Origin of the sequence: Streptomyces sp. NBC_01296 (assembly GCF_035984415.1) — a bacterium.
GTDB lineage: Bacteria > Actinomycetota > Actinomycetes > Streptomycetales > Streptomycetaceae > Streptomyces.
This window is the reverse complement of record NZ_CP130720.1, coordinates 7,325,298-7,348,954: the sequence shown is the minus strand read 5'-3', so window position 1 is coordinate 7,348,954 and position 23,657 is coordinate 7,325,298. Positions and strand designations below refer to the sequence as shown.

The window sequence follows — 23,657 nt, the reverse complement described above, 5'->3', positions numbered from 1 at the left end:
CGGGCCCGGTGTCATGCTGGGAGCACCTGCGGGAGGAGCTCCGCCGTGCTTCGTGTCGCCGTCGTCGGTTCGGGCCCCAGCGGGGTCTACGCCGCTCAGACACTCGTACAACAGCGTGAGGTGCCGGGCATCCGCGTCGACGTACTGGACCGGCTGCCCGCGCCGTACGGGCTGGTGCGCTACGGGGTGGCCCCCGACCACGAGAAGATCAAATCGCTGCAGGGCAGCCTGCGCACCGTGCTGGAGGACGAGCGGATCCGCTTCCTCGGCAACGTCGAGGTCGGCGGGCCGCAGCTGACCACCGAACGGCTGCTGGAGCTGTACCACGCGGTGGTGTACTGCGTGGGCGCCGCCCGCGACCGGCTGCTCGGGATCCCCGGCGAGGAGCTGGCCGGGGTGCATTCCGCGACGGCCTTCGTCGCCTGGTACAGCGGGCACCCGGATGCCGAGGGCGAGGCCTTCGACCTGCCCGGGGCGGGCTCGGCGGTGGTCGTCGGCGCGGGCAACGTCGCGGTGGACGTGACGCGGATGCTGGCCCGGGGCGAGCCGGAGCTGGCCCCGACCGACATGCCGCAGCCGGCCCTCGGCGCACTCGCCGACAGCGGGGTGAAGTCGGTGTCGATGGTGGCCCGACGCGGGCCCTCGCAGGGCAAGTTCACCACCAAGGAGCTCCGGGAGCTCGGCACGCTGCCGGGCGTGGCCGCCGTGGTGGACCCCGCCGAGCTGGCGCTCGACCCCGCGTACGCCGACCGGGAAACGGCCGCCTCGCTGCCCGCGGTGGCCCGGCGCAACCTCGAGGTGCTGCGCGGCTGGGCCGAGCAGGACCCGGGCGATGCCGGGCGCCGGATCGCCCTGCGGTTCTACCTGCGCCCGGTGGAGGTGCTGGGCGGCCCCGACGGCCGGGTCACCGGGATGCGCTTCGAGCGGACCGCCCCGGACGGCCGCGGCGGGGTCGCCGGAACGGGCGTGTACGAGGACATCGAGGCGCAGTTGGTGCTGCGCTCGGTGGGGTACCAGGGCGTGCCGCTGCCCGGCCTGCCGTTCGACCCGGCGAAGGCCACGGTCCCGCACGCCGCGGGCCGGGTGCTGCGCGCGGGCCGCGCCTCGGTCGGCGAGTACGTGGCGGGCTGGATCAAGCGGGGCCCGACCGGGGTGATCGGCACCAACCGGCCCTGCGCGAAAGAGACGGCCTCCTCGCTGCTCCAGGACGCGCCGGCGCTGGCCCGGCGGGAGCTGCCGGGCGACCCGCTGGACGCGCTGCGGGCGGCGGGACTGCACCCGGTGGAGTGGCCGGGCTGGCTCGCGATCGAGGCGGCGGAGGCCGACCTCGGGCGCTCGCTGGGCCGCCGCTCGGTGAAGATCCCGGACTGGACGGGCCTGCTGGCCGCGGCGGCCACGGGCGCCTGAGCCGGGGGCGATGCCTAGGGCGTGTCTTTCGGATCAGGGCGGCCGCGTCACCAACCTGCCCGGACAACACACCTAGGCCGTGTCCGCCCGGCGTGCCTGCTCCGCGGCGGCCGCGGTGAGCACGCTGTCGAGCAGCCCCGGGAACAGGCTCTCCAGCTCCGCGCGGCGCAGGTCGTTCATCTTCGCCGTCCCGCGGTAGGTCTGGCGGATCACGCCGGCCTCCCGCAGGACGCGGAAGTGGTGCGTGGTAGTCGACTTGGTGACCGGGAGGACGAAGTACGAGCACGCCAGCTCGTCCGGCGTGACCGCGAGGTCCCGCACGATCGACAGCCGCATCGGGTCCGACAGCGCGTGCAGCACCGCCTCGAGCCGGATCTCCGCAGGCTCGGGGTGGGCGAGCGTACGAGTGGGGGCCGTATCCGTCACGTCTGCTGCTCCGTTCGCCCCCGCTCCGGTGTGTTGTACGAGAAACACCGTAGTACACCGACCGGCCGCAGCACCCGGCCGAGTTGCCCTACCAGGCGCGGTGGTACGGCGTGGGCACCCTGACCCCGGCGCCGAGTTCGGCGGCCGCGCGGCGGGCCCAGTACGGGTCGCGCAGCAGCTCGCGGCCCAGCAGGACGGCGTCCGCCTGCCCGTCGGCCAGGATCTTCCCGGCCTGCTCCGGCTCGGTGATCAGCCCGACGGCGGCCACCGGGAGGCCGGTCCGGGCCTTGACCTCGGCCGCGAACGGCACCTGGTAGCCCGGCCCCACGGGGATGTCCGCCTTCGGGGCCATCCCGCCGGTGGACACGTCCAGCAGGTCCACCCCGTGCGCCCGGAGCAGTCCGGCCAGCCGGACCGTGTCCTCGGGGGTCCAGCCGGACTCCTCCAGCCAGTCGGTGGCGGAGACCCGGAAGAACAGCGGCAGCTCCTCGGGCCACACCGCCCGTACGGCGTCGACGACTTCGAGGGCGAAGCGGGCCCGGTTCTCGAAGGAGCCGCCGTACGCGTCGGTGCGCCGGTTGCTCTCGCCGGAGAGGAACTGGCCGATGAGGTAGCCGTGGGCGCCGTGGATCTCGACGACCTCGTAGCCGGCGGCCAGCGCGCGCCGTGCGGCGGCCGCGAACTGGCCGGTGATCTCGCGGATCTCGGCGGTCGTCAGCTCGTTGGGCACCGGGTCGCCCTCGGCGAACGGCGCCGGGCTCGGGGCGCTCGGCAGCCAGCCGTCCGCCTCGGGGCCGACGTAGCGGCCGCCCTCCCAGGGGCGGCCGGTCGAGGCCTTGCGGCCGGCGTGCGCGATCTGGATGCCCGGGACGGCGCCCTGGGCCTTGATGAACGCGGTGATCGGGCGCAGCGCCTCGGCCTGGGTGTCGTTCCAGATGCCGAGGTCGTACGGGGAGATCCGGCCCTCCGGGGAGACGGCGGTGGCCTCCTGCAGGATCAGGCCCGCGCCGCCCACCGCGCGGGCGGCGTAGTGCGCGAAGTGCCATGCGTGGGCCACGCCCGCGTCCGGGCCGGAGGCCTCGGCGACGTGCTGGCACATCGGCGCCATCCACACCCGGTTCGGGACGGTGACCGAGCGCAGGGTGAGGGGTGCGAAGAGGGCGGCGAAGGCGGCGGGAACGCCGGCGGCAGGGGTCGCGGGGGCGAGCGGGGCAGCACTCATGAAGGACTCTCCGGATGTGGCCGGGCACGCCGACGATCGGCGACTTGTACGAGAGTCACCGTACTACGAAATTTCTCGTACTACGAGACCTCTCGTACAAGCTCGTCGAGCTCGGCGCGCAGCGCCTCGGCGAGGGCGGCCAGGTCCGGGACCGCCGCCGCATCGGCGACCAGGCCGTAGTGGACCGTGCCCTTGTAGGTGGAGACCGCGACCGCGAGGGAGTGGCCGCGGGCGAGCGGGGCGAGCGGATAGACCTCCCGGACCCGGCTGCCGCCGAGGGAGAAGGTGAAGCTGGGCAGCGGGACGCTGGTGACCAGGATGTCGAAGAGCAGCCGGGCCGCCTGCGCGACCAGCGGGCCGCCGAGCCGGTGGCCGAGCGGGTGGACGTGGTCGGCCAGCAGCGCGACGGCCCCGGCGCCGCGGGCGGGTCCTGCCTCCTTGTTGCGGTCCATGCCGGTCCGCACCCGGTGCAGGCGCAGCAGCGGGTCCGGCTCGGCGAGGGGCAGCCGGAGCAGGTAGCCGGAGAGCCGGTTGCCGTAGCGCGCGCCGCCCGGCCGGCGACGGGAGACCGGCATCAGGGCGCGCGGCCCGGGACCCTCCGGCGCGGGATCGCCGCGGCCCACCAGCCAGCGCCGCAGTGCGCCCGCGACCATGGCGATCAGGACGTCGTTGACGGTGCCTCCGGCGACCTTCCGGATGCGGTTGACGTCGTCGAGGTCGAGCGCGAGGCCCGCGACCGCACGGGTGCCGGTCTGCGCCGGGACGGCCGTCAGGGCGGCCGGGACACCGAGGGGGAGTCCGGCGCGGGCGACGGACGCGCCGATCTCCAGGGCCTGGCCGACGTCCTGGACCCTTGCGGCCAGGATCCCGGGAAGGCTGCGCAGGGCGGAGCCGCCGGGCTGCGGTACGGGGGCCGGCCGCGCGGGACCCCGTACGGGCGGGCCCTCGTCGAAGAGCATGGCCGCCAGCGCGAGGGCGCCGAGCCCGTCGGCGAGGGCGTGGTGGAACTTGAAGAGCACCGCGAAGGAGCCCGGGTCGGGCCCGGCCAGGACGTGCGCCTCCCAGGGCGGCCGGCTGCGGTCCAGCGGCCGCGCCATGAGGGGCCCGGCGGCGGCCTGCGGGTCGCCGGTGCGGACGAGGAACACGTGCCGGGCCGGATCGAAGTCCGCGTCGGACGACCAGGCGGCCGCACCGATCGGCAGCAGCACGTCGTGGATGCGGCGGCGCAGGCCCGGGACGGCGACGCAGCGGGCGGTGAGCAGTGCGGCGGCGCGGACCGCGGCGTCGGGGCCGCCGCCGGGGCCAGGACCGGGACCAGGACCGGGAGCGGGGCCCTGCGGGGCGGCTTCGAAGACCGCGAGGGCGCCGAGGTGCATCGGGTGGGCGGCGGATTCGATCCGCCAGAAGGCGAGGTCGAGCGGCGAAAGGTGCTCGGTGACCACGTAGTGCCTCTCGTGCGGTGGTAGAGGTGGAAGTCAACCCCTTTCGGCCTCCTACGATCAAGTAGCCACCCTTTGGATACGCCTGTTGATCGATGGCGACCGGCTGGTCAGCGCAACGGGGCGGCTGCCCGGCCGCTGTCGGCGGGCGGGTGCAGACTGGCCGGACAGAAGCTCATCACGACGAGCGGAACGGCGCAGTCCGGAGGTGTCGACCATGTCCGAGGTGCTCCTGCTCGCGGGGACCCGCAAGGGCCTCTTCATCGGCCGCAGGCGGGGCGGCGGCCCCTGGGAGCTCGACGGGCCCCATTTCAACGCCCAGGCCGTCTACGCCGTCGCGGTCGACCGGCGCGGGCCGGTACCCCGGCTGCTCGTCGGCGGGGACAGCTCGCACTGGGGGCCGTCCGTGTTCAGTTCCGACGACCAGGGGGCGAGCTGGCAGGAGCCTGCCGAGCCCGCCGTGAAGTTCCCGAAGGACACCGGTGCCTCGCTGGAGCGCGTCTGGCAGCTGCATCCGGCCGGCCCCGAGGCACCGGACGTGGTCTACGCGGGGACGGAGCCGGCCGCCCTGTTCCGCTCGACGGACCGGGGGGTGTCCTTCGAGCTGGTCCGCCCGCTGTGGGAGCACCCGAGCCGCCGGAGCTGGGTGCCGGGCGGCGGCGGAGAGGGCCTGCACACGGTGCTGACGGACCCGGCCGACCCCCGCGCGGTGACGGTGGCGGTCTCCACCGCCGGGGTGTTTCGCACCCTGGACGGCGGCGCCTGCTGGACCCCGTCCAACGAGGGGGTCTCGGCGGTGTTCCTGCCGGATCCGCATCCGGAGTTCGGCCAGTGCGTGCACAAGATCGCCCAGGACGCCGGGAACCGGAAGCGGCTGTACCTGCAAAACCACTGGGGCGTGTACCGCAGCGACGACGCCGGGGCCCGGTGGACCGACATCGGCGGCGGCCTGCCCTCCGACTTCGGCTTCGCGGTGGCCGCGCACCCGCACCGGCCGGAGACCGCGTACGTCTTCCCGCTCAACGCCGACTCCGACCGGGTCCCGGCGGAGCACCGGTGCCGGGTCTTCCGTACGCAGGACGCCGGCGCGACCTGGGAGCCGCTCACGCGCGGGCTGCCGGCCGGGGACCACTACGGGACGGTGCTGCGGGACGCCCTGTGCACGGACGACGCGGACCCGGCGGGGGTCTACTTCGGCAACCGCAACGGCGAGCTGTACGCCAGCCACGACGACGGGGACAGCTGGCAGCTGCTGGCCGGGCACCTGCCCGATGTCCTGTGCGTACGGGCGGCGGTGCTGGCTCACTGAATCGGCCAGTAGAGTGACTCACTGTGGCAGCACGACCGTTGAACGAGATCGTCGAGCCGGGCTGGGCCCGGGCTCTGGAGCCGGTGGCGGCACAGATCGCCGCGATGGGCGACTTCCTGCGCGCCGAGATCACGGCGGGGAGGACGTACCTGCCGGCCGGGGCGAACGTACTGCGTGCCTTCCAGCAGCCCTTCGACGAGGTGAAGGTGCTCATCGTCGGCCAGGACCCGTACCCGACCCCGGGGCACGCGATGGGCCTGTCCTTCTCGGTGGCGCCCGAGGTCAGCCCGTGGCCGCCCAGCCTCGACAACATCTTCCGCGAGCTGTACGCGGACCTCGGGGTGCCCCGGCCCGCGAACGGGGACCTGACCCCGTGGACCCGGCAGGGCGTGCTGCTGCTGAACCGCGCGCTGACCACCGCCCCGCGCAAGACCGGGGGCCATCGCGGCAAGGGCTGGGAGGCCGTCACCGAACAGGCCATCCGGGCGCTGGCCGCGCGCGGGAAACCCCTCGTGTCGGTGCTGTGGGGCCGGGACGCCCGCAATCTGCGGCCGCTGCTCGGCGAGTTGCCCGCCGTGGAGTCCGTCCACCCCTCCCCCATGTCCGCCGCCAACGGGTTCTTCGGCTCCAGGCCGTTCAGCCGGACCAACGACCTGCTGGTCCGTCAGGGAGCACAGCCGGTGGACTGGCGGCTTCCCCCCGCCAGTTGATCATTCGGTTGAACGGTATACGACATTCAACGGATAAATACGGACAGAAGCCGCCCGATAAGGCCCTGCCCGAACACTCGGTTCCGATAAGCCAGTAGCATGCGGCGCCATGAGCTCCCCCACTGGGCCCGCAAATGGCCTGCCCGTACGAATGCCGCGACCCCGCCCTGCCGGACGGCACCGCCGACCCGAGCCCGCGGTGGCGCCCGAGGGCGCGCCCGCGCTGGTGCTCGCCGTGCCCGGTGCCCCTTCGGCCGCCTCGCGGGGGCTGGCGGAAGAGATCATCAGCATCGGCCGCTCCGAGCTGCCGGGCCTGGACGCCCGCATCGGCTTCCTCGAGGGCGATGACGCCGAGGTCTCCGAGTTCCCGGCCCTCGCCGGCGTGCTGAGCGCCGTCGCGGCCGAGCGCGTCGCGCGCGCGGAGTTCGCCCGCGCCGCCGGCCACGAGGTGCCCGCGCCGACCGGCCCGGACGCCGTGGTCGTCCCGCTGCTGGCCGGCCCCGACGCCGACCTGCTGCGCCGGATGCGCCAGGCCGTCATGGACTCCTCGGCCGCCGCCGAGCTGGCCGAGGTGCTCGGCCCGCACCCGCTGCTCGCCGAGGGCCTGCACGTACGGCTCTCCGAGGCGGGCCTGGCCCGCGCCGACCGCGCCCGGCTGTTCACCGTCACCACCGCCGCCGACGGCATCATCGTCGCCACCACCGGCGGCGCGGAGGCCGTCCAGGCCGCCGGGGTCACCGGCATGCTGCTGGCCGCCCGCCTCGCGGTGCCCGTCAAGGCGGCCGCGCTCGACCAGGAGGGCTCGGTGGCCGCGGTCGCCGAGCAGCTGCGCAGCGAGGGCTCCACGCAGCTCGCGCTGGCCCCGTACCTGATCGGCCCGGAGGCTGCCGAGGGGCTGCTGGACACGGCCTGCAAGGAGGCCGACTGCGCGGCCTCCGAGGTGCTCGGCGCCTACTCGGCGCTCGGCAAGCTCGTCGTCACCCAGTACTCCGCGGCGCTCGGCCTCGCCCAGGGCGCCGCTGCCCACTGATCCTTCCCAGGACCGCTCGTACGAGGGCCCGCGCCCCGGGGTTCATCCTCCGGGGCGCGGGCCCTCGTCCGTGCGCGCACGGGTGGTCAGGTCAGCCGAAGACGACGCAGGTGGCGGCGGGCACCGCCACCGAGCCGGCCCGGCGCGGCTGCCCGGTCAGCGGGTCGACGTCGAACCAGGTGACGTCTCCGGAGCGCTCGTTGGCCGCGTACAGCCGGCGCCCCGAGGGATCGGCGGCGAGGTCCCTCGGCCAGCTGCCGCCGCAGTCCACGCTGCCGGTGAGCCGCGGTTTCCCGGCCGCGCCGGCGAGCGTGAGGGTGGCGATGGCGTCGGCGCCGCGGACGGCGGCCCATACGAAGCGGCCGTCGGGCGAGGCCACCACGGCCGAGGGATAGGCCCGTATGCCGCCTGGAGCGCCCGCAGAGGCGACCGGAACCTCCTCGACCGGTTCCAGTTGCCCGGAGCCCGGATTCCAGCGGCAGACGGTCAGCTGCGGCTCCAGCTCGTGCAGCACGTAGACCACCTCGCCGTCCGGGTGGAAGGCGAGGTGGCGCGGACCCGTCCCGGCGCGCAGCGCGGTCTCGCCGTGCAGGCGCAGTGCGCCGGTGGCCGGGTCCGGTGCGCAGACCCGGACCGAATCGGTGCCGAGGTCCACGCTGAGCACCCAGCGGCCGCTCGGATCGGGCAGCACCTGGTGGGCGTGCGGCCGCTCCTGGCGGCTCGCGTCGGGGCCGGAGCCCTGGTGGGCGAGGACCGAGGCGGGTCCGGACAGGGCGCCGTCCGCGGCGAGCGGGAGGCTGCTGACGCTGCCGGAGGTGTAGTTGGCGGTCAGGAGCCGGCGCCCGGCCACGCTGAGGTGGGTCGGTCCGGAGCCACCGACCCGGACGGCGGGGCCGAGGGCGGCGAGGCCCTCGGGGGTGGGCCGGAAGGCGGCGGCCGCCCCCTGCCCCGTCTCGCTCACGGCGTAGAGCACGCCGGTGGTCCGGTCGACGGCGAGGTACGAGGGGTCCGCGACCGCATCGGTGGCGGAGAGCAGGGTCAGTGCACCGGTCGCCGGGTCCACGGCCGCGGTGGTGATGCCACGGCCGCCTCCCGAGGTGAACGAGCCGATGTGGACCCGGTGTCCGCCGCGCCGGGCGCTTTCGTACGCGCCCTCCGTACCGTCAGCGTCACCCACGGGATGCCCCTCTCCACCGTTCCGGATCGATCCGTGCGGAGCCGACGGTAACAGAAGGTCTAGACCAGATTGCGCCCTTGGGCGCGTTCCTGTGCGCCGGGGTGGTGCACGTACGCCGTAGAGCTCGGCCGGTCGTCGTACGTGCGGTGGAAGACGGGGGTCGCGGAACCCGAGATCGGCGGCACGATCCAGGACCAGTCGGCGCCCACCTCGCGCCCCTTGCGCTCCTCCCGCTCTATGTGGCTGAGGAAGCGCCGCGACTCGGTGTGGTGGTCCGCGATGGTGACCCCGGCCCGGTCGAAGGAGTGCAGCACGGCCCGGTTCAGCTCGACGAGTGCGCGGTCCTTCCAGAGCGAGCGGTCGCTGGAGGTGTCCAGGCCCAGGCGCCGGGCGACGGCGGGGAGGAGGTTGTACCGGTCGGTGTCCGCGAGGTTGCGGGCGCCGATCTCGGTTCCCATGTACCAGCCGTTGAAGGGAGCGGCCGGGTAGTGGATGCCGCCGATCTCCAGGCACATGTTGGAGATGGCGGGTACGGCGTGCCAGCGCAGCCCCCAGTCGGCCCAGCCCGCGTCGTCGGGGTGCTCGATCGGGACTTCCAGCACGGCGTCCGCGGGGGTGTCGAACCAGCGGGGCTTGTCGTCGACGCCCTGTACCACCAGCGGCAGCAGGTCGAAGGGGGTGCCGGCGCCCCCGGTCCAGCCGAGCCCGAGCAGCGCGCTGGTGAGCGGTGCGTTGCGGGCGTCGCCCACCGTGACGGAGTGGTGGTCGCCGTAGCCGGCGTACCTGACGAGCTGCTCGCTCCAGATCAACGGGCCCGGGCGGTCCGGGGTGTCCGGGGCGAAGACGGTGATGGTGGGCCTGACCCGGCCGCCGTTGGTCGCGTCGCGCAGGTGCTCGAAGCATTCGGCGGCGATGTCGTCGGCGGCGGTGAGCTCGCGGCGGTCGCGCACGCGCAGCGAGTTCCAGTACAGCCTGCCTATGCAGCGGTTACTGTTGCGCCAGGCGACACGGGCCCCGTGGGCGAGTTCCTGCGGGGTGTGCCGGTAGCTTCCGGTCGCCGCGAGCTCGGCCCGCACCGCGGCGAGCCGGGCCCGCGGATCACCCGCCTGCGGATTCTCCCGGTGGAAGAGTCGAATGAACTCCTCGGCTGCTTCCCACACTTGGGCCGTGGTCGAACACTGTTGAAGTATTTCCATCCCGGGCGGTTACCCCCTGTCCGACCAGATCCACCCTGTACGTGCCGGATGAATGTGCAATCAACAATCACCCGTTGTACATGCCGCAGGTCAGCGGTATACGGCACACACGTCCGAAACACTCCACCGAGTGATCTTCGGGCCATTGCCCTGCGGAGCGGACCCGACAGGGCGTAGGATCCGCCGCCATCAGCTCTCTGACCTCGGGGATCATGCAGGCCCGGCCCTGCTCCGGCCGGGCCTTCCCGCGGCCGGATCAGGCGCTGATGACGAGGGGCGAGCGCGGGTCGGTGCGCAGCGGGGCGTGGAGGGCCACGAGGGCGTGCTCCAGGCCGTGCAGGTGCGCGAGGGCCGGCTCCGCGGCGGCGGGCCGGGGGTGGCTGGGAACGGCGGGTTCCGCCGTGGTCTGCCGGGTGGTCAGCGCCTCGACGGCCGCCTCCACCCGCCAGCAGGCCGTGGCCAGCCGGGCGTCGTGCGAGGCCTGCGGATCGGCGGCGACGGCCACCAGCCCGCGCACCTCCCGGGCGCAGTCGTCGAGCAGCCCGAGGACCTGCCGGGCCCGGGCCTTGCGGGCGCGCAGCGGGCTCAGCGGGTGGACGAGGGGCGCGAGAGCCATCCGTACGCGGCCCAGCAGCAGTTCGAGTTCGGCCGCGTGCGGGGCGGGATCGGCGTCGGGGTCTCCTGCGAGGCGGTCGAGGGAGGCCGCGGTGGAGGCCCGTACGCAGTGCAGGGCGCGCTGGATCCAGGCGTCGTTGGCGGCGTGGGTGGTCACCGGGAGGACGAGCAGCACGGCGAGGGCTGCGCCCAGGGCGCCGATCGCGGTCTCCTGGAAGCGCAGGACCAGCAGCCCGGGGTGCAGGACGCCGAGGAGCCCGTAGAGCAGCCCGGCCATGACGGTGACGAAGAACATCATCCAGGAGTACGAGGGGGCCGCGGTGTAGAAGATCCCGAAGACGCATACGGCGACCAGTGCGGCGGTGGGCGCGGGCGCGCCGTGCAGCGGTACGGCGATCAGCAGCCCGGCGGCGATGCCGACGACCGTGCCGAGGACCCGGCGGAATCCGCGGACGAGGGTCTCGCCCCGGGAAGCGGTGTTGACGAAGATCCACCAGGCGGTGCCGACGGCCCAGTACCAGCGGTCGTCGGAGAGCGCCTGGCCGATGCCGAGCGCGAAGGCGCAGGCGGCGGTGGCCTGGAAGGCCTGCCGCGTGGTGGGCCGGGCCAGGCCGGTGCCGGGCAGGCCGGGCGGGGCGGCGGGCGGCGGGGTGCGCCGCTCGATGGGCCACAGCAGGAACCGCACCGCGCCGGCGGACAGCAGCGCCAGTCCGACGGCGGCGTACAGCTCGGGCAGCTGGCCGGGGACGGCGTGCAGGAACTGGGTGACGAAGAACATCATGAAGCCGAAGATCCCCAGGGCGTGCCCGCGCGGCCCCCAGCGGCGGGCGTAGACCCCGGCGAACACTACGGCGAGGAAGGCGGCGTCCCGGGCGAGCGGCATCCCGTGCAGGACGGTGGCCAGCGCGAGGACGGGGAAACCGGCGACGGGGAGCAGTGCGCTGGTGACGCGCTGGGCCCGCACGGTCGGGTCGAGCACGGTGAACAGGGTGAGCAGGGCCGCGAGTCCCCCGGCGATGGAGGCGGTGAGGGAGAGGCCGCAGAGCTCGGCCACCGCCACGGCGAGCCCGATGCCGAGCACGGCCCGCAGCGAGTTCCTCAGCCTCATGCGCCCCGGATCCGGAGCCACGAACATTCTCTTCACGGCGGTGTGCCGCCCCCCTCGAGATGGTGCGCGCCGGCCCGGCGGCCGCCCGGGGGTGGTGGGCGGCAGGCGGGCACGACGAAGGCACCGCGCTCCGGACCGGCCTCGTTGCCGCCCGGCGCTGCACGGCGCCGTAAGTACATGGATACAGCACAGATAAGCATCCGAGGGCCCACTGGCTCAACACGGCACCGGATCACTGGGCCATTGGCCCAGTGTCGAGCCCTGTGGTTCGGCCACCCGCGGCCAACGGACCAGCCGTCGCTCAGGCGGGGCGGCGGGCGTAGCAGAACAGGTGCTCCTCGGGCTCGACCGCCGCGGCGGCTCCGGCGGCCCCCGCGTGCTCGGCCCCGGGCCGGAACAGGGCGGTGTGGTGCTCCAGCACCTCCAGCCCGGCCGCGCCCAGCAGCCGCAGGTGCTCCGCCGTGGACAGGCTGCTGACGCTGACTTCGTGCCCCATCCACACGATGTCGAGGCCGCTGATGTCGCCCGGCACGGTGGCCATCACGAAGTACCCGCCGGGCGCCACCCACGAAGCCATCCGCTCCAGCGCCGCCGCCACCTCCCGCTGGTCCATCACCAGCAGGGGGAAGAAGGAGCACACCGCGTCGAAGCCGCCGGCCTCGGCCGCGTACGTCCGGACGTCGGCCTGCTCGAACCGGGCCTGCGGCACCCGGGAGCGCGCGAGGTCGACCATGTGCGCCGAGACGTCGATGCCGGTCACCGCGCAGCCCGCCCGCGCGAGCGCCTCGGCGGTCGGGCGGCCCGTACCGCTGCCCACGTCCAGCACGCGGGCGCCGGGGGCGAGCCGGGCCGTGAGCCAGTCCAGTGCCGCGAGCTGCCCGGGAACCCGCCCGAACACCTCCTCGTACCGTGCGCCGAGCTCGTCGAACACCTCCGCCGCGGACTTGCCACCACTCATCGGCGCCCCTCGCCCTCATCCTCGGTTCGCGCTTCCCGCCGCCCGTTCGGTCCCGGACGCCGTGGAGTTCCTGCCCGGGCGCACGGCCGGGAAACGACGGACGCGGGATCACACCGGGCCGGCCGGCGCCGCCGCGGCGCGGCCCGACTCGATGGTCCGCAGGTCCGCCGTCAGCGAGTCGAGCCAGGCCGTCGTGGCGAAGTAGACGGGCCCCGCGTCGGGCGGCGCCGCCTCGGCGGACACGGGCACGGCCGGCGCACCGGACCCGGCGGGCCCGGGACCGCCCGGCGTGCCGGTCCCGCCCGCACGGGTCCTGTCGCGGGTCTTGTGCGGGACGTCGGCCACCACCGCCGCCCGGCGCAGTCCGGCCGCCACGCGGGCCGCGTAGTCCCCGAGGTGCGCCGCCTCGCTGCGCGCGAGCGGCGCCCCGTCCGCGCTGCCCAGCACCCGCCCGGCGCCCCAGAGCACGTGGTGCCCGGTCATCACCGTGGCATGCCAGTCCGGGCCCGGCCCGGCCGGGCGCTGCGTCTCGCTCTGGTACTGGGCGTACGCCGACTCGGCCATGACCAGGGTGATCCGGACCCGGTGCTCCGCGTCCTGTGGGGCCTGCGCGAGCCCGCGGGGCGCCGTGGCGACGGCGGTGGTCGACTCGACGTCGTCGGCGCACGCGCGCAGCAGCCCGGCCACCGCCCGGCCCAGTTCGTCCTGGGCCCCGCGCGGCCAGGCCAGGATCCCGCACACGATCCCGATCGCGCTGCCGATGGTCACATCGAGGAAGCGGACCTCGGCCAGCTGCCAGGTGACCTCGGACAGCTGGGCGAAGACGACGGCGACGACCAGCGTGAACAGCGCCTGCGCCCAGCCCACGCCCCGCACGGGCCCGGTGGTGAACGTGAACAGCATCAGCGGCGGGAGCACGATCGCGTAGACGGCGGTGTCCCCGCGGGCCAGGGCGAGCACCGTACCGGCGGCGAGCGCGCCCAGACAGGTGCCGATCAGCGCGGTGCGCACGGTGCCCCGGGTCTGCACGGCGGTGGTCCGGGTGAGGCTGATGACCGCGAGCATCGCCCAGAAGCCGTGCGGGAGGGAGTCGAGTCCGGCCACGGTACGGGCCACCGCGAGGGCCAGCGCGATCCGTACGGCGTTCTGGAAGTACACGGACCGCGGCCCGGTGTGTGCGGCGATCCGGTGCCACCACAGCTGCACGGTGTTCTGCCGGACGTACCAGAACCGGTCCGCCGCGTCCCCCTCCAGGTGCGCGCCGCGCCCCTCCACGGCGATCTCCGCCGCCGTGCGCAGCGCCACCGCGGCGTCCGCGACCTCCAGGAGAGCGGCCTGCCGGCGACGCGACTCCGGCAGCTCGGCGGGGGTGCGCGCGTTCCGGGCGCGCAGGCGGAGCAGTTCCGTCGAGTCCGCGACGGGCCGCCGTCCTTCGCGCAGCAGTGTGGAGCTTCCCGTCGCCGATGCGCGGACCGCGCCCAGCAGGTCGATGCCGGCCTGTCTCGGCTCCCGTCCGGCCGGTGGTGCGGGCAGGTTGCGGAGCCGGGAGAGCAGGGTGCGTGCGGCCAGCCCGGTGTGGGCCAGCGCCCGCTCGCGCAGGCCGGGCCCGGCGGGGCGTTCCGCCTCGGGGACCCGGGAGGACCGCAGCGCTTCGGCGGCCGCCCGGGCCCGGTCGGAAGCGGATTCGGTCAGGACGTAGGGCGGCCGCTCCAGGGCGGCGGCGCAGCGGGCCGCCTCGGCCGTGGAGCCCGCGGCCCGCTCGGCGTACGTCGCCACCCGCGGGTCCGGCAGCACCCACGCCTCGGCCATGATCAGCAGCAGGAGGCCGGTGAGGGTGCCGCCGAGCCGCTCGTCGAGGGTGTGCGGGGCGTACGGCGGGAAGCTCGGCAGGATGTACAGCAGTTGCAGCCCGGCCGCGGCGCCCGCCGGCCGGGGTCCGGCCGCCGCCGAGAAGGCCACGCAGAAGCCGATGACGGCCATGCCGAGGACGGCGCTCCAGGTCCGGACGGCGAGGAAGGTGCCCAGGATCACCAGGACACAGGCCACCGGAAGCAGCCTGACCATCACCGCGGCCCGCTGCCGTCCCGTGCCCGGGATCCGGGAGAGGCCGGCCAGGGACACGGCGCCGAAGAGGGCGTAGGTGGCGCTGACGGGCTGGCCGAGTCCGTACAGGAACAGGTAGAAGCCGGTGCAGGCGGCGAGCGTGGTCCGGACGGCCCGGCGTGCGGCCGCCGGCAGGGCGCCGGTGCCCGTTCGGAGTTCCCCAAGGGCTCGCACGGTTTCAGAATCCCACGGGATGCGGCGGGGCTCTCGGCGGGGACGTCCGCAGGCCCCCGGACCTCAGGGGTGGGTGTTCCAGCCCGCGATCACGGGGAGGCCGTGTTCGGTGGACAGGATGCTGACCGTGCCGGTGCGCAGCAGGAAGAGCCGCCCGTCCTGCGGGGGCAGGCCCAGGTAGCGGGCGGTCAGGACGCGCAGGAAGTGGCCGTGGGCGACGATCACGGCATCGCCGCGGTCCTCGGCGAGGACCGCGGCGGCCCGGGCCAGGGCCCGGTCCGCGCGGGCGCCGACCTGGGCGGCGTCCTCGCCGGGGTGTTCCGCGTCGCCGGGAGGGACGCCGTCGGTCCACAGGGACCAGTGCGGCCGGGTCCGCTGGATCTCGGCCGTGGTGATGCCCTCGTAGCCGCCGTAGTCCCATTCGTACAGGTCGGGGTCGGTGACACCGCCGCTCAGTCCGGCGAGCTCGGCCGTGGCGACGGCCCGGCGCAGCGGGCTGGTCAGCACCAGCGCGAAGTGCCGGTCGCGGAAGTACGGGGACAGCGAGATGGCCTCCTCGACACCGGCGGCGGTCAGCGGCACGTCGGTCCGCCCCGTGTGGCGCCCGGTGGCGCTCCATGCCGTCTCTCCGTGCCTCACCAGCAGCAGGTCGCTCATTCTCCGGACCTTAAGCCCTCCGGCACGTCGGCGCCGTGGATCCCGCGCTCTGATCCACCGGCCGGCCGCGGCTCCCCACCAAATCGATGCGCAAACGCTGCGAGTGGCTCGCCCGGGTGCGGGGTGGCGAGGCTCGGGCCATGGACGAAACGGCGGATTGGGCGGCGGGTTTCGCGGCCGGCGACGAGCGCTGCATGGAAGCGGTCTACCGGCGCTGGCGGCCGCTGGTCCACTCGCTCGCCCACCGGCGCCTCGGCGACGAGCGGGAGGCCGAGGACGTCACGCAGCAGGTGTTCCTCGCCGCCTGGCACGGCCGGCGCCGCTACCGGCCCGGGCCCGGCGGGTTCGGGGCCTGGCTCACCGGCATCACCCGCCACAAGGTGGCCGACGCGCTGGAGGCGCGGACCCGGCGGTCCCGGGCGGCCGCGGCCGCCGCCCGCGCCGCCCCCGGTGCGGGCGACCGTCCCGGAAGCCCGCCGCGGCAGGAGTCGGAGCAGGTCCTGGACCGGGTACTGGTCCTCGGGGAGCTGGCCAGGCTGCCGGGCGAGCAGCAGCGGGTGCTGCGCCTCGCCTTCTACGCGGACCTGACGCAGACGCAGATCGCGGACCGGACCGGGCTGCCGCTGGGCACCGTCAAGAGCCATATGCGAAGGGCTCTGCACCAGCTGCGCCGGTCGCTGCCCGCGGCGGCGCGAGCGACTCGATGACCGCGAGGCCGGAGCGCAGCCCGTACAGCCGCTCGGTGCGCGGGGCTTGCACGTCCGTGCTCCAGCCCGGTCCGGCGAGCAGGAGCGCCGGGCGGCTGCGGGCACCCCGCAGGCCCCACTCGATGCCGGCCACCGACCGGGCCAGGGCCGGGTCGGCGGTCGTACGGGACTGCGCCCACAGGACGACGGCCCGCGGGCCGGTGCGCCGCACGGCGTCGCGCAGGGCCTCGGCGGGCAGGGCGGCCCCGAACATCCGGGCGGGCAGGCCCCGTTGGCCGAGGACCGCGGTCAGGGCCTCGATGGGCAGGCTGTGCTGCTCGCCGGGGACGCAGGCCAGCAGTACCGGCGGGGTCCGGGGCGGCTCGGGCACGGGCCGGATGCGGTGCAGCGCCGAGGAGATCTGCCAGGACAGCAGGTGTTCGACCTCTACGTAACGCTCCCCGGCGGTGGCCCACTTGCGGCCCACGGCGTGCAGGGTCGGCGCGATGACCTCCTCCCAGGCGGTGACCAGGCCGTGCTCGGCCAGGGCTGCCTCCAGCAGTTCGGCCACGGTCGGCGCGTCCAGGCGTACGGCGGCCCGCGAGAGCCCCCGGCACTCCGGGCGGACCGCCCCCAGCGGGAGTGCGCCCGTCCCGCCGGGGGTCGGCGCCGGTGGCGGCGGCGCTGCCTCGGCACGGCGCTCGCCGGCGGCCACGCCGAGGGCTGCCCGGGCCGCTTCGGCCGGCGGTACCCCGTCGGCGGTGAGCCGGCACATCAGCTCCAGCCGGGCGATGTCCGGCGGGGTCCAGCGGCGGTGCCGGCCGGCCTCGCGGCGGGCGGGGCCGATCGCGTACCGGCGCTCCCAGGAGCGCAGGGTGGTCGGCGAGACCCCGAGGCGGCGGGCGACCGCGCCGGTGCTCAGCGCGGCGGCGGGCCGGGGCTGGGGCTGCGGTGGTGTCTGGGGCACGCGGTCCACCCGCTCACGATAGGGCTCTGGGGCCGGGGCCGGGCGCTCACGCCGCTCCGCGTCCGCGCCGGAACCGGTCGAGCCCGTCGGCGAGTTCCACGATCCGGTCCGGGTAGGCGTAGCGGGCCCGCTCCGGCGCCGGCAGCCGCCAGGGTTCGTGCACCTGTGGGGCGTCCAGCCCGGCGAGCTCCGGCACCCAGCGGTGCACGTAGCGGCCCTCCGGGTCGTAACGCAGGCCCTGGCGGACCGGGTTGAGGACCCGGTTGGGCCGGGTGTCGGTGCCCGTCCCGGCCACCCACTGCCAGTTGAGCTGGTTGTTGGCGAGGTCCCCGTCCACGAGGAGGTCCAGGAAGTACCGGGCCCCGATCCGCCAGTCCACGTACAGGGTCTTGGTGAGGAAGCTGGCGGTGAGCAGCCGGCCCCGGTTGTGCATCCAGCCCTCGTGGCGCAGCTGGCGCATGGCCGCGTCGACCACCGGGAAGCCGGTGCGGCCCTCCTTCCAGGCCTCGGTCTCCTCCTCGGCGGCGGCCCCGGTGCGCCAGTGGTCCCGGCGGTCGCGGTAGTCCCGTACGGCGGTCTCGGGGCGGGCGGCGAGCACCTGGTGGTGGAAGTCGCGCCAGCAGATCTGCCGGACGAAGGCCTCGGCGCCGGGGCCGACGGCGCCGGCGCGGGCACGGTGGACGGCCTCGGCGGGCGAGAGGGTGCCGAAGTGGAGGTGCGGGGAGAGCCGGGAGGTGGCGTCGCCGGCCAGGTCGTCGTGGGCGTCCAGGTAGCGGGAGAGGCCCGCGCGCAGCCAGCGACGGAGGAGGTCGCGGGCCTCGCGCTCGCCGCCGCGGGCGAGGCCCGGGGAGACGCCGGTGACGGCCGCGCGCCGGGGCAGCGGGTCGGAGCCGATGCCGTCGGGCACGCGGACGGAGCGCGGGGCGGCGGCGACGGCGCGGGGCGGCAGTTCGGTCCAGCGGCGGAAGTACGGGGTGAAGACGGCGAAGTGGTCGGAGCCGGCGGGGAGCACGGCCCCGGGGGCTGCGGCCGTCACCACCGCATCGTGCACGTAGAGCCGGACGCCCTCGGCTTCGAGGGCGGCGCGGAGGCGTGCCTCGCGGGCGTGGGCATAGCCGCTGACCCCGGCGGCCATGTGGACCTCGTCGGCGTCGCACTCGTGGACGAGGGCGCAGACCTCGGCGACGGCGTCGCCGGAACGCAGCACGAGGCGGCCGCCGCGCTCGCGCAGTCCGGCGTCCAGATCGGCCAGGCAGTCGGCGAGGAAGGCGAGCCGGTTGGGAGCGGCGAAGCCGGCCGCGTCGACGGTCCGGTCGCGGACGAAGAGCGGCACCACCCGGTCGCAGGAGGAGAGGGCCGCGCGCAGCGGCGGATGGTCGTGCAGGCGCAGGTCGGAGGTGTACAGGACCACCGCGACGTTCATGGGTTCTCTCGCTCCGCGTCGGGACCGGGGGGACGGCTGTCGTCCGGTACTTCGGCGGACAGGGGCCGTTCGGATGCGGCGGCCTCGTCGTCCAGGCGGCGCGCGGCGCGGGCGATGTTGCGGGCCATGCCGCCGAAGACGACGGCGTGGAAGGGCGACACGCTCCACCAGTAGAGGTGGCCGAGCAGCCCGTGCGGATGGAACAGCGCCCGCTGGCGGTAGCGGGCGCCCCGGACCGCACCGCCCTGGTCCGGGCCCGGGTCCGGGCCCTGGCCCTGGTCCGGCTCCGTGTCCGGCGGCGGGGACGGGTCCGCGTACATCTCCAGCCAGGCCAGCCCCGGCAGCCGCATCTCGGCGCGCAGCCGCAGCATGCGGCCCGGTTCGATCTCCTCGACCCGCCAGAAGTCCAGGGAGTCCCCCACCCGCAGCCGGGCCGCGTCGCGCCGGCCGCGCCGGATGCCGACCCCGCCGACCAGCCGGTCCAGCCAGCCCCGTACCGCCCAGGCCGGCGGGAACGAGTACCAGCCGTTCTCCCCGCCGATGCCCTCCACCACCTGCCACAGCGCCGCGGGTGGGGCGTCGACCGCGCGTTCCCGCCGGTCGGTGTAGAGGCTGCCGCCCGCCCAGTCGGGGTCGGTGGGCAGCGGGTCGCTGGGCGCACCGGGCAGGGACGCGGAGGACCATCGGGTGGTCACGTTCGCCTCGCGCACCCGCTGCAGGGCCAGGGACACGGCCTGGTCGAAGCCGATCGGGGCGCCGGGCGGGTCGGGGACGTGGCGCGCGATGTCGTGTTCCGCGCAGACGACCTCGTGGCGCAGGGATTCGGCGAGCGGCCGGGCCAGGGCCCGCGGGACGGGGGTGACCAGGCCGATCCAGTGGCTGGACAGCCGCGGGGTCAGCATCGGGACGCGCAGGATGAGCCGGTGGGGCAGGGCGGCGGCGACGGCGTAGCGGCGCATCATCTCCTCGTACGTGAGCACGTCGGGCCCGCCGATGTCGAAGGCGCGGCTCACCTCGGGCGGCATGGCGGCACTGCCGACGAGGTAGCGCAGGACGTCGCGGACGGCGACGGGCTGGACGCGGGTGCCGACCCAGCTGGGGGTGACCATGACGGGAAGCCGTTCGGTCAGGTAGCGCAGCATTTCGAAGGAGGCCGAGCCGGATCCGATGATGACGGCGGCGCGCAGGACGGTGGCCGGCACGCCGGAGCCGAGGAGGATCTCGCCGACCTCGGCGCGGGAGCGCAGGTGCGGGGACAGGTCGCGGACCGGGATCCCGGCCGGGGTGAGCCCGCCGAGGTAGACGATGCGGCGGACGCCGGCCGCTCGGGCCTGTTCGGCGAAGACGCGGGCGGCCGTGCGGTCGCGGTCCTCGAATCCGGATCCGGCGCCGAGGGCGTGGACGAGGTAGTAGGCGACGTCGATGCCGTGCAGGGCCGCCGCGACGGACTCGGCGTCGACGACGTCGCCGCGGACGACCTCGGTGCGCCCGGCCCACGGGTGGTCGCGCAGCTTCTCGGGGGAGCGGGCCAGGCACCGCACGCGGTGTCCGGCGTCGAGGAGCTCGGGCACCAGGCGGCCCCCGATGTAGCCGGTGGCCCCGGTGACCAGGCAGTGCAGACCGGTGGTGGCCTTCATCGCTCTCTCCTCTCCTAGGACGTGTCCGCCCGGGCAGTCCCGTACGGGATTCCGGCGGACCGGTGCGGGCGGATGCACCCGCGACGGGAAGGCACCGCACTGGACCATTGGTACAGTCGCGACATGGCGGTGGACGAGCTCGACACCCGGATCCTGCGCCTGCTGATAGAGCAGCCGCGCACCAGCGTCCGCGAGTACGCCCGGCTCCTCGGGGTCGCGCGCGGCACCCTGCAGGCCCGGCTGGACCGGCTGGAGCGCACCGGGGTGATCACCGGGACCGGTCCCGTGCTCTCCCCCGCGGCGCTCGGGCATCCCGTACTGGCCTTCGTGCACATCGAGGTCACGCAGGGGCATCTGGACGAGGTCGGCGATGCGCTGGCCGCCGTGCCCGAGATCATCGAAGCCTTTTCGATCACCGGCGGCGGGGACCTGCTGACCCGGGTGGCGGCCCGGGACAACGCGCACCTGGAGGACGTGATCCAGCAGCTGATCCGGCTCCCGGGTGTGGTCCGCACGCGTACGGAGGTGGCGCTGCGCGAGCGGGTCGCGCACCGGCTGCTGCCGCTGGTGGAGTCCGTGGGACGGGCAGCCCGCAAACCCTGACAGGATGGCCGGGAAAGGTAGACGACCGGCAGAACGGGCAGAGCGGATGATTTCTGTCATATTCGATCTCGACGGCACCCTCGTGGACAGCGAGCCGAACTACTACGAGTCCGGGCGGCGCACCCTGGCCCGGCACGGCGTCCCCGATTTCACCTGGGAGCAGCACTCCCGCTTCATCGGCATCGGCACCCTGGAGACGCTGGAGGTCCTCAAGGACCGGTACGGAATCCAGGCCCCGGTGGAACAGCTGCTGGCCGAGCAGAACGCCGCCTACCTGGAGCTGGCCCGGACCGGGACCGAGGTCTTCCCCGAGATGCGCAAGCTCGTGGAGCGGCTGTCCGCGGACGGTGTCCCGATGGCCGTGGCCTCCGGGTCCTCGCGCGAGGCGATCGACGCCGTGCTGGCCGGGACGGGCCTGGACGCGCTGCTGACCACGGTGGTCTCCGCCGAGGAGGTGGCGCACGGCAAGCCCGCTCCCGATGTGTTCCTCGAGGCGGCCCGCCGCCTCGGCGCGGACCCGGCCGACTGCGTGGTCCTCGAGGACGCGGCGCCGGGAGCGCGGGCCGCCCACGCGGCCGGCATGGACTGCGTGGCCGTCCCGTACGTGACCGCCACCGCCGACGACCCGGCCTTCGCGACGGCCGGCCTCCTCTTCCGGTCCGGCCAGGCGGAGTTCCACGCGGACACGGCGTACGCCTGGCTCACCTCCCGCTCACCCGCCACCTAGGGGGCGTCCGGATCGGCAGGGAAGATCCCGCCGCATCCGCGAGTTGGTAGAACCGTGAACGAAATGGTGCGGGGTGCGGGGGACGTCGACGTGGTGGTCGTGGGTGCCGGGCAGGCGGGACTGTCCGGCGCGTACCACCTGGCGCGGGCCGGGATCGACCACGTGGTGCTCGACCATGCACCGCGACCCGGCGGCGCCTGGCAGTTCCGCTGGCCCTCGCTGACGTACGGCAAGGTGCACGGGATGCACGCCCTGCCCGGCATGGAGCTCACCGACGCCGACCCGCTGCGGCCGTCCTCGGCGGTGATCGGGGAGTACTTCGCGGCGTACGAGGAGCGGTTCGGGCTGCGCGTACGGCGGCCCGTGGACGTCACGGCCGTACGGGACGGAGGCGACGGGCGGCTGCGGGTGGAGACCTCGGCCGGGACCTGGTCCGCGCGGGCCCTGATCAACGCGACCGGGACCTGGGACCGGCCGTTCTGGCCGCGCTACCCGGGCCGGGAGACCTTCCGGGGCCGCCAGCTGCACACCGCGAACTACCCGGGTCCGCAGGAGTTCGCCGGGGCCCGGGTGGTCGTGGTGGGCGGCGGCACCTCGGCGGTGCAGCACCTGCTGGAGATCGCCGAAGTGGCGGCGCAGACCACCTGGGTGACCCGGCGGCCTCCGGTGTTCCGCGACGGGAGCTTCGGCGAGGCCGAGGGCCGGGCCGCGGTGGCCCTGGTCGACGAGCGGGTGCGCCAGGGGCTGCCCCCGCAGAGCGTCGTCAGCGTGACCGGACTCCCGCTGAACGAGGCCGTGCGGGCCGGGCTGGCCTCGGGCGTGCTGGACCGGCGGCCCGTGTTCGACCGGATCACGGCGACGGGCGTCGCCTGGGCGGACGGGCGGCAGGTGGAGGCCGATGTGATCCTGTGGGCCACCGGGTTCCGGGCCGCCATCGACCACCTGGCTCCGCTGCACCTGCGCGAGCCCGGCGGCGGCATCCGGGTCGAGGGCACCCGCGCGGTCCGCGACGAGCGGATCCACCTGGTCGGCTACGGCCCGTCGGCGTCGACGATCGGCGCCAACCGCGCCGGCGGCGCCGCGGTCCGCGAGATCCGCCGACTGCTGGCCCGAGGCGCCGACGGCAATGGCGTAGAAGGCGCCCGCGAACCGGCCGCCGTCGGCTCGGCCTAGCCGGCGCTGGAGCCCGCCCGGGCCCGCCCGGCGCCCTCACTGCTTCCCGCGCCGGCGCCGGCGGCTGCCCGGATCCGGTTGAACTCCGCGACGTGCTTCTTGTGCTCCTCGTACGTCGCCGAGAAGCGGGTGTCCCCCGGCTTCACGGTGACGAAGAACAGCCAGTCTCCGGGCGTCGGCGCGACGGCCGCTGCCATCGCCTCCAGGCCCGGGCTGTCGATCGGCGTCGGCGGGAGCCCCTGGCGCTCGTAGGTGTTGAAGGGGCTGTCGATCCGCGTCTCGCTCAGCGTGGTGTCCACCGTGCTGCGGCCCAGCGCGTAGTTGATGGTGGAGTCCATCTGGAGCGGCATCGAGCGTGCCAGCCGGTTGTGCACCACGCGGGCGACCTTGCCCTGGTCGGCGCGGGATTCGGCTTCGGCCTCGATGATGCTGGCGAGGGTGGCCGTCTGATACGGGGTCATCCCGCGCGCCTTGCCACCGTCGGCGACGGTCTTGGTCGCGAGCTTCCGGTTCGCCGTCTGCACCATGTACGCGAGCAGGGTGGCCGGCGTGGACTTCGAGGTCACCGGGTACGTCGCCGGGAACAGGTAGCCCTCCGGATTGCCCTTCGCCTCTGCGGGCAGGGCCAGTCCGGCCGTGGCGACCGCCGCCTTGGCGGAACCTGCCGGGAGCTTCAGCTCGCGGTCGATCGCGGCGTACACCTGGGGTGCCCGCCAGCCCTCGGGAATGGTCAACTGGCGCGGCTTCTCGGGGGCTTCCGCGCTCCGCAGCAGCGGAAAGAGGACTGCGGCCGCACCGAGGGCGAGCAGCATGCCGAGGAGGAGCGCCAGACGGCCCCGGCGGGTGAGCCGGGAACGACGCCGTGGCGGCTGGTACTCATGACGCATGCGGGCACGCTAACCCGCGAAGC

21 protein-coding genes are annotated in these 23,657 nt (G+C 75.0%); 8 read left to right on the top strand and 13 right to left on the bottom strand.

The features are described from left to right. Nucleotides 1-45: 45 nt before the first annotated feature. Entirely contained in the window at nt 46-1,407 is a 1,362-nt protein-coding gene (locus OG299_RS33490) for an FAD-dependent oxidoreductase (RefSeq protein WP_266631727.1), read from the top strand. A 72-nt stretch (nt 1,408-1,479) separates the two neighbouring features. Here the strand turns inward: OG299_RS33490 and OG299_RS33485 are convergent, their stop codons facing one another. The 3 genes from OG299_RS33485 to OG299_RS33475 all read right to left on the bottom strand — a co-directional run bounded on the left by OG299_RS33485 (nt 1,480) and on the right by OG299_RS33475 (nt 4,497). Next, on the bottom strand, nt 1,480-1,833 hold the full coding sequence (locus tag OG299_RS33485) for an ArsR/SmtB family transcription factor (RefSeq protein ID WP_266631725.1): 354 nt from the start codon (nt 1,831-1,833) through the stop codon (nt 1,480-1,482). Between the two features lie 88 nt (nt 1,834-1,921). Beyond that, nucleotides 1,922-3,055 carry an NADH:flavin oxidoreductase/NADH oxidase gene (locus OG299_RS33480; RefSeq protein WP_266631723.1) on the bottom strand — a complete coding sequence of 378 codons (1,134 nt, stop codon included), beginning with the start codon at nt 3,053-3,055 and terminating at the stop codon, nt 1,922-1,924. 80 nt (nt 3,056-3,135) lie between these two features. Then, nucleotides 3,136-4,497 carry a wax ester/triacylglycerol synthase family O-acyltransferase gene (locus tag OG299_RS33475; RefSeq protein ID WP_327363500.1) on the bottom strand — a complete coding sequence of 454 codons (1,362 nt, stop codon included), beginning with the start codon at nt 4,495-4,497 and terminating at the stop codon, nt 3,136-3,138. A 214-nt stretch (nt 4,498-4,711) separates the two neighbouring features. Here OG299_RS33475 and OG299_RS33470 point away from each other — a divergent pair, with 214 nt between their 5' ends. The 3 genes from OG299_RS33470 to OG299_RS33460 all read left to right on the top strand — a co-directional run bounded on the left by OG299_RS33470 (nt 4,712) and on the right by OG299_RS33460 (nt 7,543). After that, entirely contained in the window at nt 4,712-5,803 is a 1,092-nt protein-coding gene (locus tag OG299_RS33470; protein ID WP_327363499.1) for a WD40/YVTN/BNR-like repeat-containing protein, read from the top strand. A 23-nt stretch (nt 5,804-5,826) separates the two neighbouring features. Then, nucleotides 5,827-6,513, top strand: a complete 687-nt coding sequence (locus tag OG299_RS33465) for a uracil-DNA glycosylase (RefSeq protein WP_266631717.1) — start codon at nt 5,827-5,829, stop codon at nt 6,511-6,513. A gap of 109 nt (nt 6,514-6,622) precedes the next feature. Beyond that, nucleotides 6,623-7,543: a sirohydrochlorin chelatase gene (locus OG299_RS33460; protein ID WP_266631715.1), complete on the top strand. Its 921-nt coding sequence runs from the start codon at nt 6,623-6,625 to the stop codon at nt 7,541-7,543. 91 nt (nt 7,544-7,634) lie between these two features. Here the strand turns inward: OG299_RS33460 and OG299_RS33455 are convergent, their stop codons facing one another. From OG299_RS33455 to OG299_RS33430, 6 genes are all read right to left on the bottom strand, one after another. Further along, nucleotides 7,635-8,720: a lactonase family protein gene (locus OG299_RS33455; protein WP_442817551.1), complete on the bottom strand. Its 1,086-nt coding sequence runs from the start codon at nt 8,718-8,720 to the stop codon at nt 7,635-7,637. Nucleotides 8,721-8,779: 59 nt separating this feature from the next. Then, a complete protein-coding gene (locus tag OG299_RS33450; RefSeq protein ID WP_327363498.1) occupies nt 8,780-9,916 on the bottom strand; it encodes a nitric oxide synthase oxygenase in 1,137 nt (378 codons plus the stop codon). Between the two features lie 256 nt (nt 9,917-10,172). Beyond that, nucleotides 10,173-11,666: an FUSC family protein gene (locus tag OG299_RS33445; RefSeq protein WP_327364641.1), complete on the bottom strand. Its 1,494-nt coding sequence runs from the start codon at nt 11,664-11,666 to the stop codon at nt 10,173-10,175. Nucleotides 11,667-11,940: 274 nt separating this feature from the next. Further along, nucleotides 11,941-12,597, bottom strand: coding sequence for a class I SAM-dependent methyltransferase (locus tag OG299_RS33440; protein ID WP_266631709.1), 657 nt, complete (start codon nt 12,595-12,597; stop codon nt 11,941-11,943). Between the two features lie 108 nt (nt 12,598-12,705). Beyond that, nucleotides 12,706-14,874 carry an FUSC family protein gene (locus OG299_RS33435; protein ID WP_327363497.1) on the bottom strand — a complete coding sequence of 723 codons (2,169 nt, stop codon included), beginning with the start codon at nt 14,872-14,874 and terminating at the stop codon, nt 12,706-12,708. A gap of 63 nt (nt 14,875-14,937) precedes the next feature. Beyond that, nucleotides 14,938-15,531, bottom strand: a complete 594-nt coding sequence (locus tag OG299_RS33430) for a histidine phosphatase family protein (RefSeq protein WP_266631705.1) — start codon at nt 15,529-15,531, stop codon at nt 14,938-14,940. A gap of 140 nt (nt 15,532-15,671) precedes the next feature. Here OG299_RS33430 and OG299_RS33425 point away from each other — a divergent pair, with 140 nt between their 5' ends. Continuing rightward, nucleotides 15,672-16,238, top strand: coding sequence for an RNA polymerase sigma factor (locus tag OG299_RS33425; RefSeq protein ID WP_327363496.1), 567 nt, complete (start codon nt 15,672-15,674; stop codon nt 16,236-16,238). On the opposite strand, the gene OG299_RS33420 is transcribed toward OG299_RS33425, so the two are convergent. The 3 genes from OG299_RS33420 to OG299_RS33410 are packed head-to-tail and all read right to left on the bottom strand — an operon-like array spanning nt 16,165 to nt 20,244. Next, nucleotides 16,165-17,193: a MerR family transcriptional regulator gene (locus tag OG299_RS33420; protein ID WP_327363495.1), complete on the bottom strand. Its 1,029-nt coding sequence runs from the start codon at nt 17,191-17,193 to the stop codon at nt 16,165-16,167. The genes OG299_RS33425 and OG299_RS33420 overlap by 74 nt on opposite strands. Nucleotides 17,194-17,230: 37 nt before the next feature. Continuing rightward, complete coding sequence (locus OG299_RS33415; protein WP_327363494.1) at nt 17,231-18,607, bottom strand: cryptochrome/photolyase family protein; 1,377 nt, start codon at nt 18,605-18,607, stop codon at nt 17,231-17,233. Next, nucleotides 18,604-20,244 carry an SDR family oxidoreductase gene (locus OG299_RS33410; protein WP_327363493.1) on the bottom strand — a complete coding sequence of 547 codons (1,641 nt, stop codon included), beginning with the start codon at nt 20,242-20,244 and terminating at the stop codon, nt 18,604-18,606. The genes OG299_RS33415 and OG299_RS33410 overlap by 4 nt, the downstream gene beginning before the upstream one ends. 123 nt (nt 20,245-20,367) lie before the next feature. Between OG299_RS33410 and OG299_RS33405 the strand changes: the two genes are divergently transcribed. The 3 genes from OG299_RS33405 to OG299_RS33395 all read left to right on the top strand — a co-directional run bounded on the left by OG299_RS33405 (nt 20,368) and on the right by OG299_RS33395 (nt 22,747). Beyond that, nucleotides 20,368-20,847, top strand: a complete 480-nt coding sequence (locus OG299_RS33405) for an Lrp/AsnC family transcriptional regulator (RefSeq protein ID WP_266631695.1) — start codon at nt 20,368-20,370, stop codon at nt 20,845-20,847. Nucleotides 20,848-20,893: 46 nt separating this feature from the next. Then, on the top strand, nt 20,894-21,574 hold the full coding sequence (locus OG299_RS33400) for an HAD family hydrolase (RefSeq protein WP_327363492.1): 681 nt from the start codon (nt 20,894-20,896) through the stop codon (nt 21,572-21,574). 63 nt (nt 21,575-21,637) lie between these two features. Continuing rightward, on the top strand, nt 21,638-22,747 hold the full coding sequence (locus OG299_RS33395) for an FAD-dependent oxidoreductase (RefSeq protein WP_327364640.1): 1,110 nt from the start codon (nt 21,638-21,640) through the stop codon (nt 22,745-22,747). Here OG299_RS33395 and mltG read toward each other — a convergent pair. Next, complete coding sequence (gene mltG, locus OG299_RS33390; RefSeq protein ID WP_327363491.1) at nt 22,744-23,634, bottom strand: endolytic transglycosylase MltG; 891 nt, start codon at nt 23,632-23,634, stop codon at nt 22,744-22,746. The genes OG299_RS33395 and mltG overlap by 4 nt on opposite strands. Nucleotides 23,635-23,657: the final 23 nt, after the last annotated feature.

Coding starts and splice junctions, on each gene's coding strand:
- OG299_RS33405 (WP_266631695.1), top strand. CDS start 20,368: ATGGCGGTGGACGAGCTCGACACCCGGATCCTGCGCCTGCTGATAGAG.
- OG299_RS33460 (WP_266631715.1), top strand. CDS start 6,623: ATGAGCTCCCCCACTGGGCCCGCAAATGGCCTGCCCGTACGAATGCCG.
- OG299_RS33415 (WP_327363494.1), bottom strand. CDS start 18,607: ATGAACGTCGCGGTGGTCCTGTACACCTCCGACCTGCGCCTGCACGAC.
- OG299_RS33410 (WP_327363493.1), bottom strand. CDS start 20,244: ATGAAGGCCACCACCGGTCTGCACTGCCTGGTCACCGGGGCCACCGGC.
- OG299_RS33445 (WP_327364641.1), bottom strand. CDS start 11,666: ATGTTCGTGGCTCCGGATCCGGGGCGCATGAGGCTGAGGAACTCGCTG.
- mltG (WP_327363491.1), bottom strand. CDS start 23,634: ATGCGTCATGAGTACCAGCCGCCACGGCGTCGTTCCCGGCTCACCCGC.
- OG299_RS33480 (WP_266631723.1), bottom strand. CDS start 3,055: ATGAGTGCTGCCCCGCTCGCCCCCGCGACCCCTGCCGCCGGCGTTCCC.
- OG299_RS33470 (WP_327363499.1), top strand. CDS start 4,712: ATGTCCGAGGTGCTCCTGCTCGCGGGGACCCGCAAGGGCCTCTTCATC.
- OG299_RS33440 (WP_266631709.1), bottom strand. CDS start 12,597: ATGAGTGGTGGCAAGTCCGCGGCGGAGGTGTTCGACGAGCTCGGCGCA.
- OG299_RS33425 (WP_327363496.1), top strand. CDS start 15,672: ATGGACGAAACGGCGGATTGGGCGGCGGGTTTCGCGGCCGGCGACGAG.
- OG299_RS33450 (WP_327363498.1), bottom strand. CDS start 9,916: ATGGAAATACTTCAACAGTGTTCGACCACGGCCCAAGTGTGGGAAGCA.
- OG299_RS33400 (WP_327363492.1), top strand. CDS start 20,894: ATGATTTCTGTCATATTCGATCTCGACGGCACCCTCGTGGACAGCGAG.
- OG299_RS33430 (WP_266631705.1), bottom strand. CDS start 15,531: ATGAGCGACCTGCTGCTGGTGAGGCACGGAGAGACGGCATGGAGCGCC.
- OG299_RS33395 (WP_327364640.1), top strand. CDS start 21,638: ATGGTGCGGGGTGCGGGGGACGTCGACGTGGTGGTCGTGGGTGCCGGG.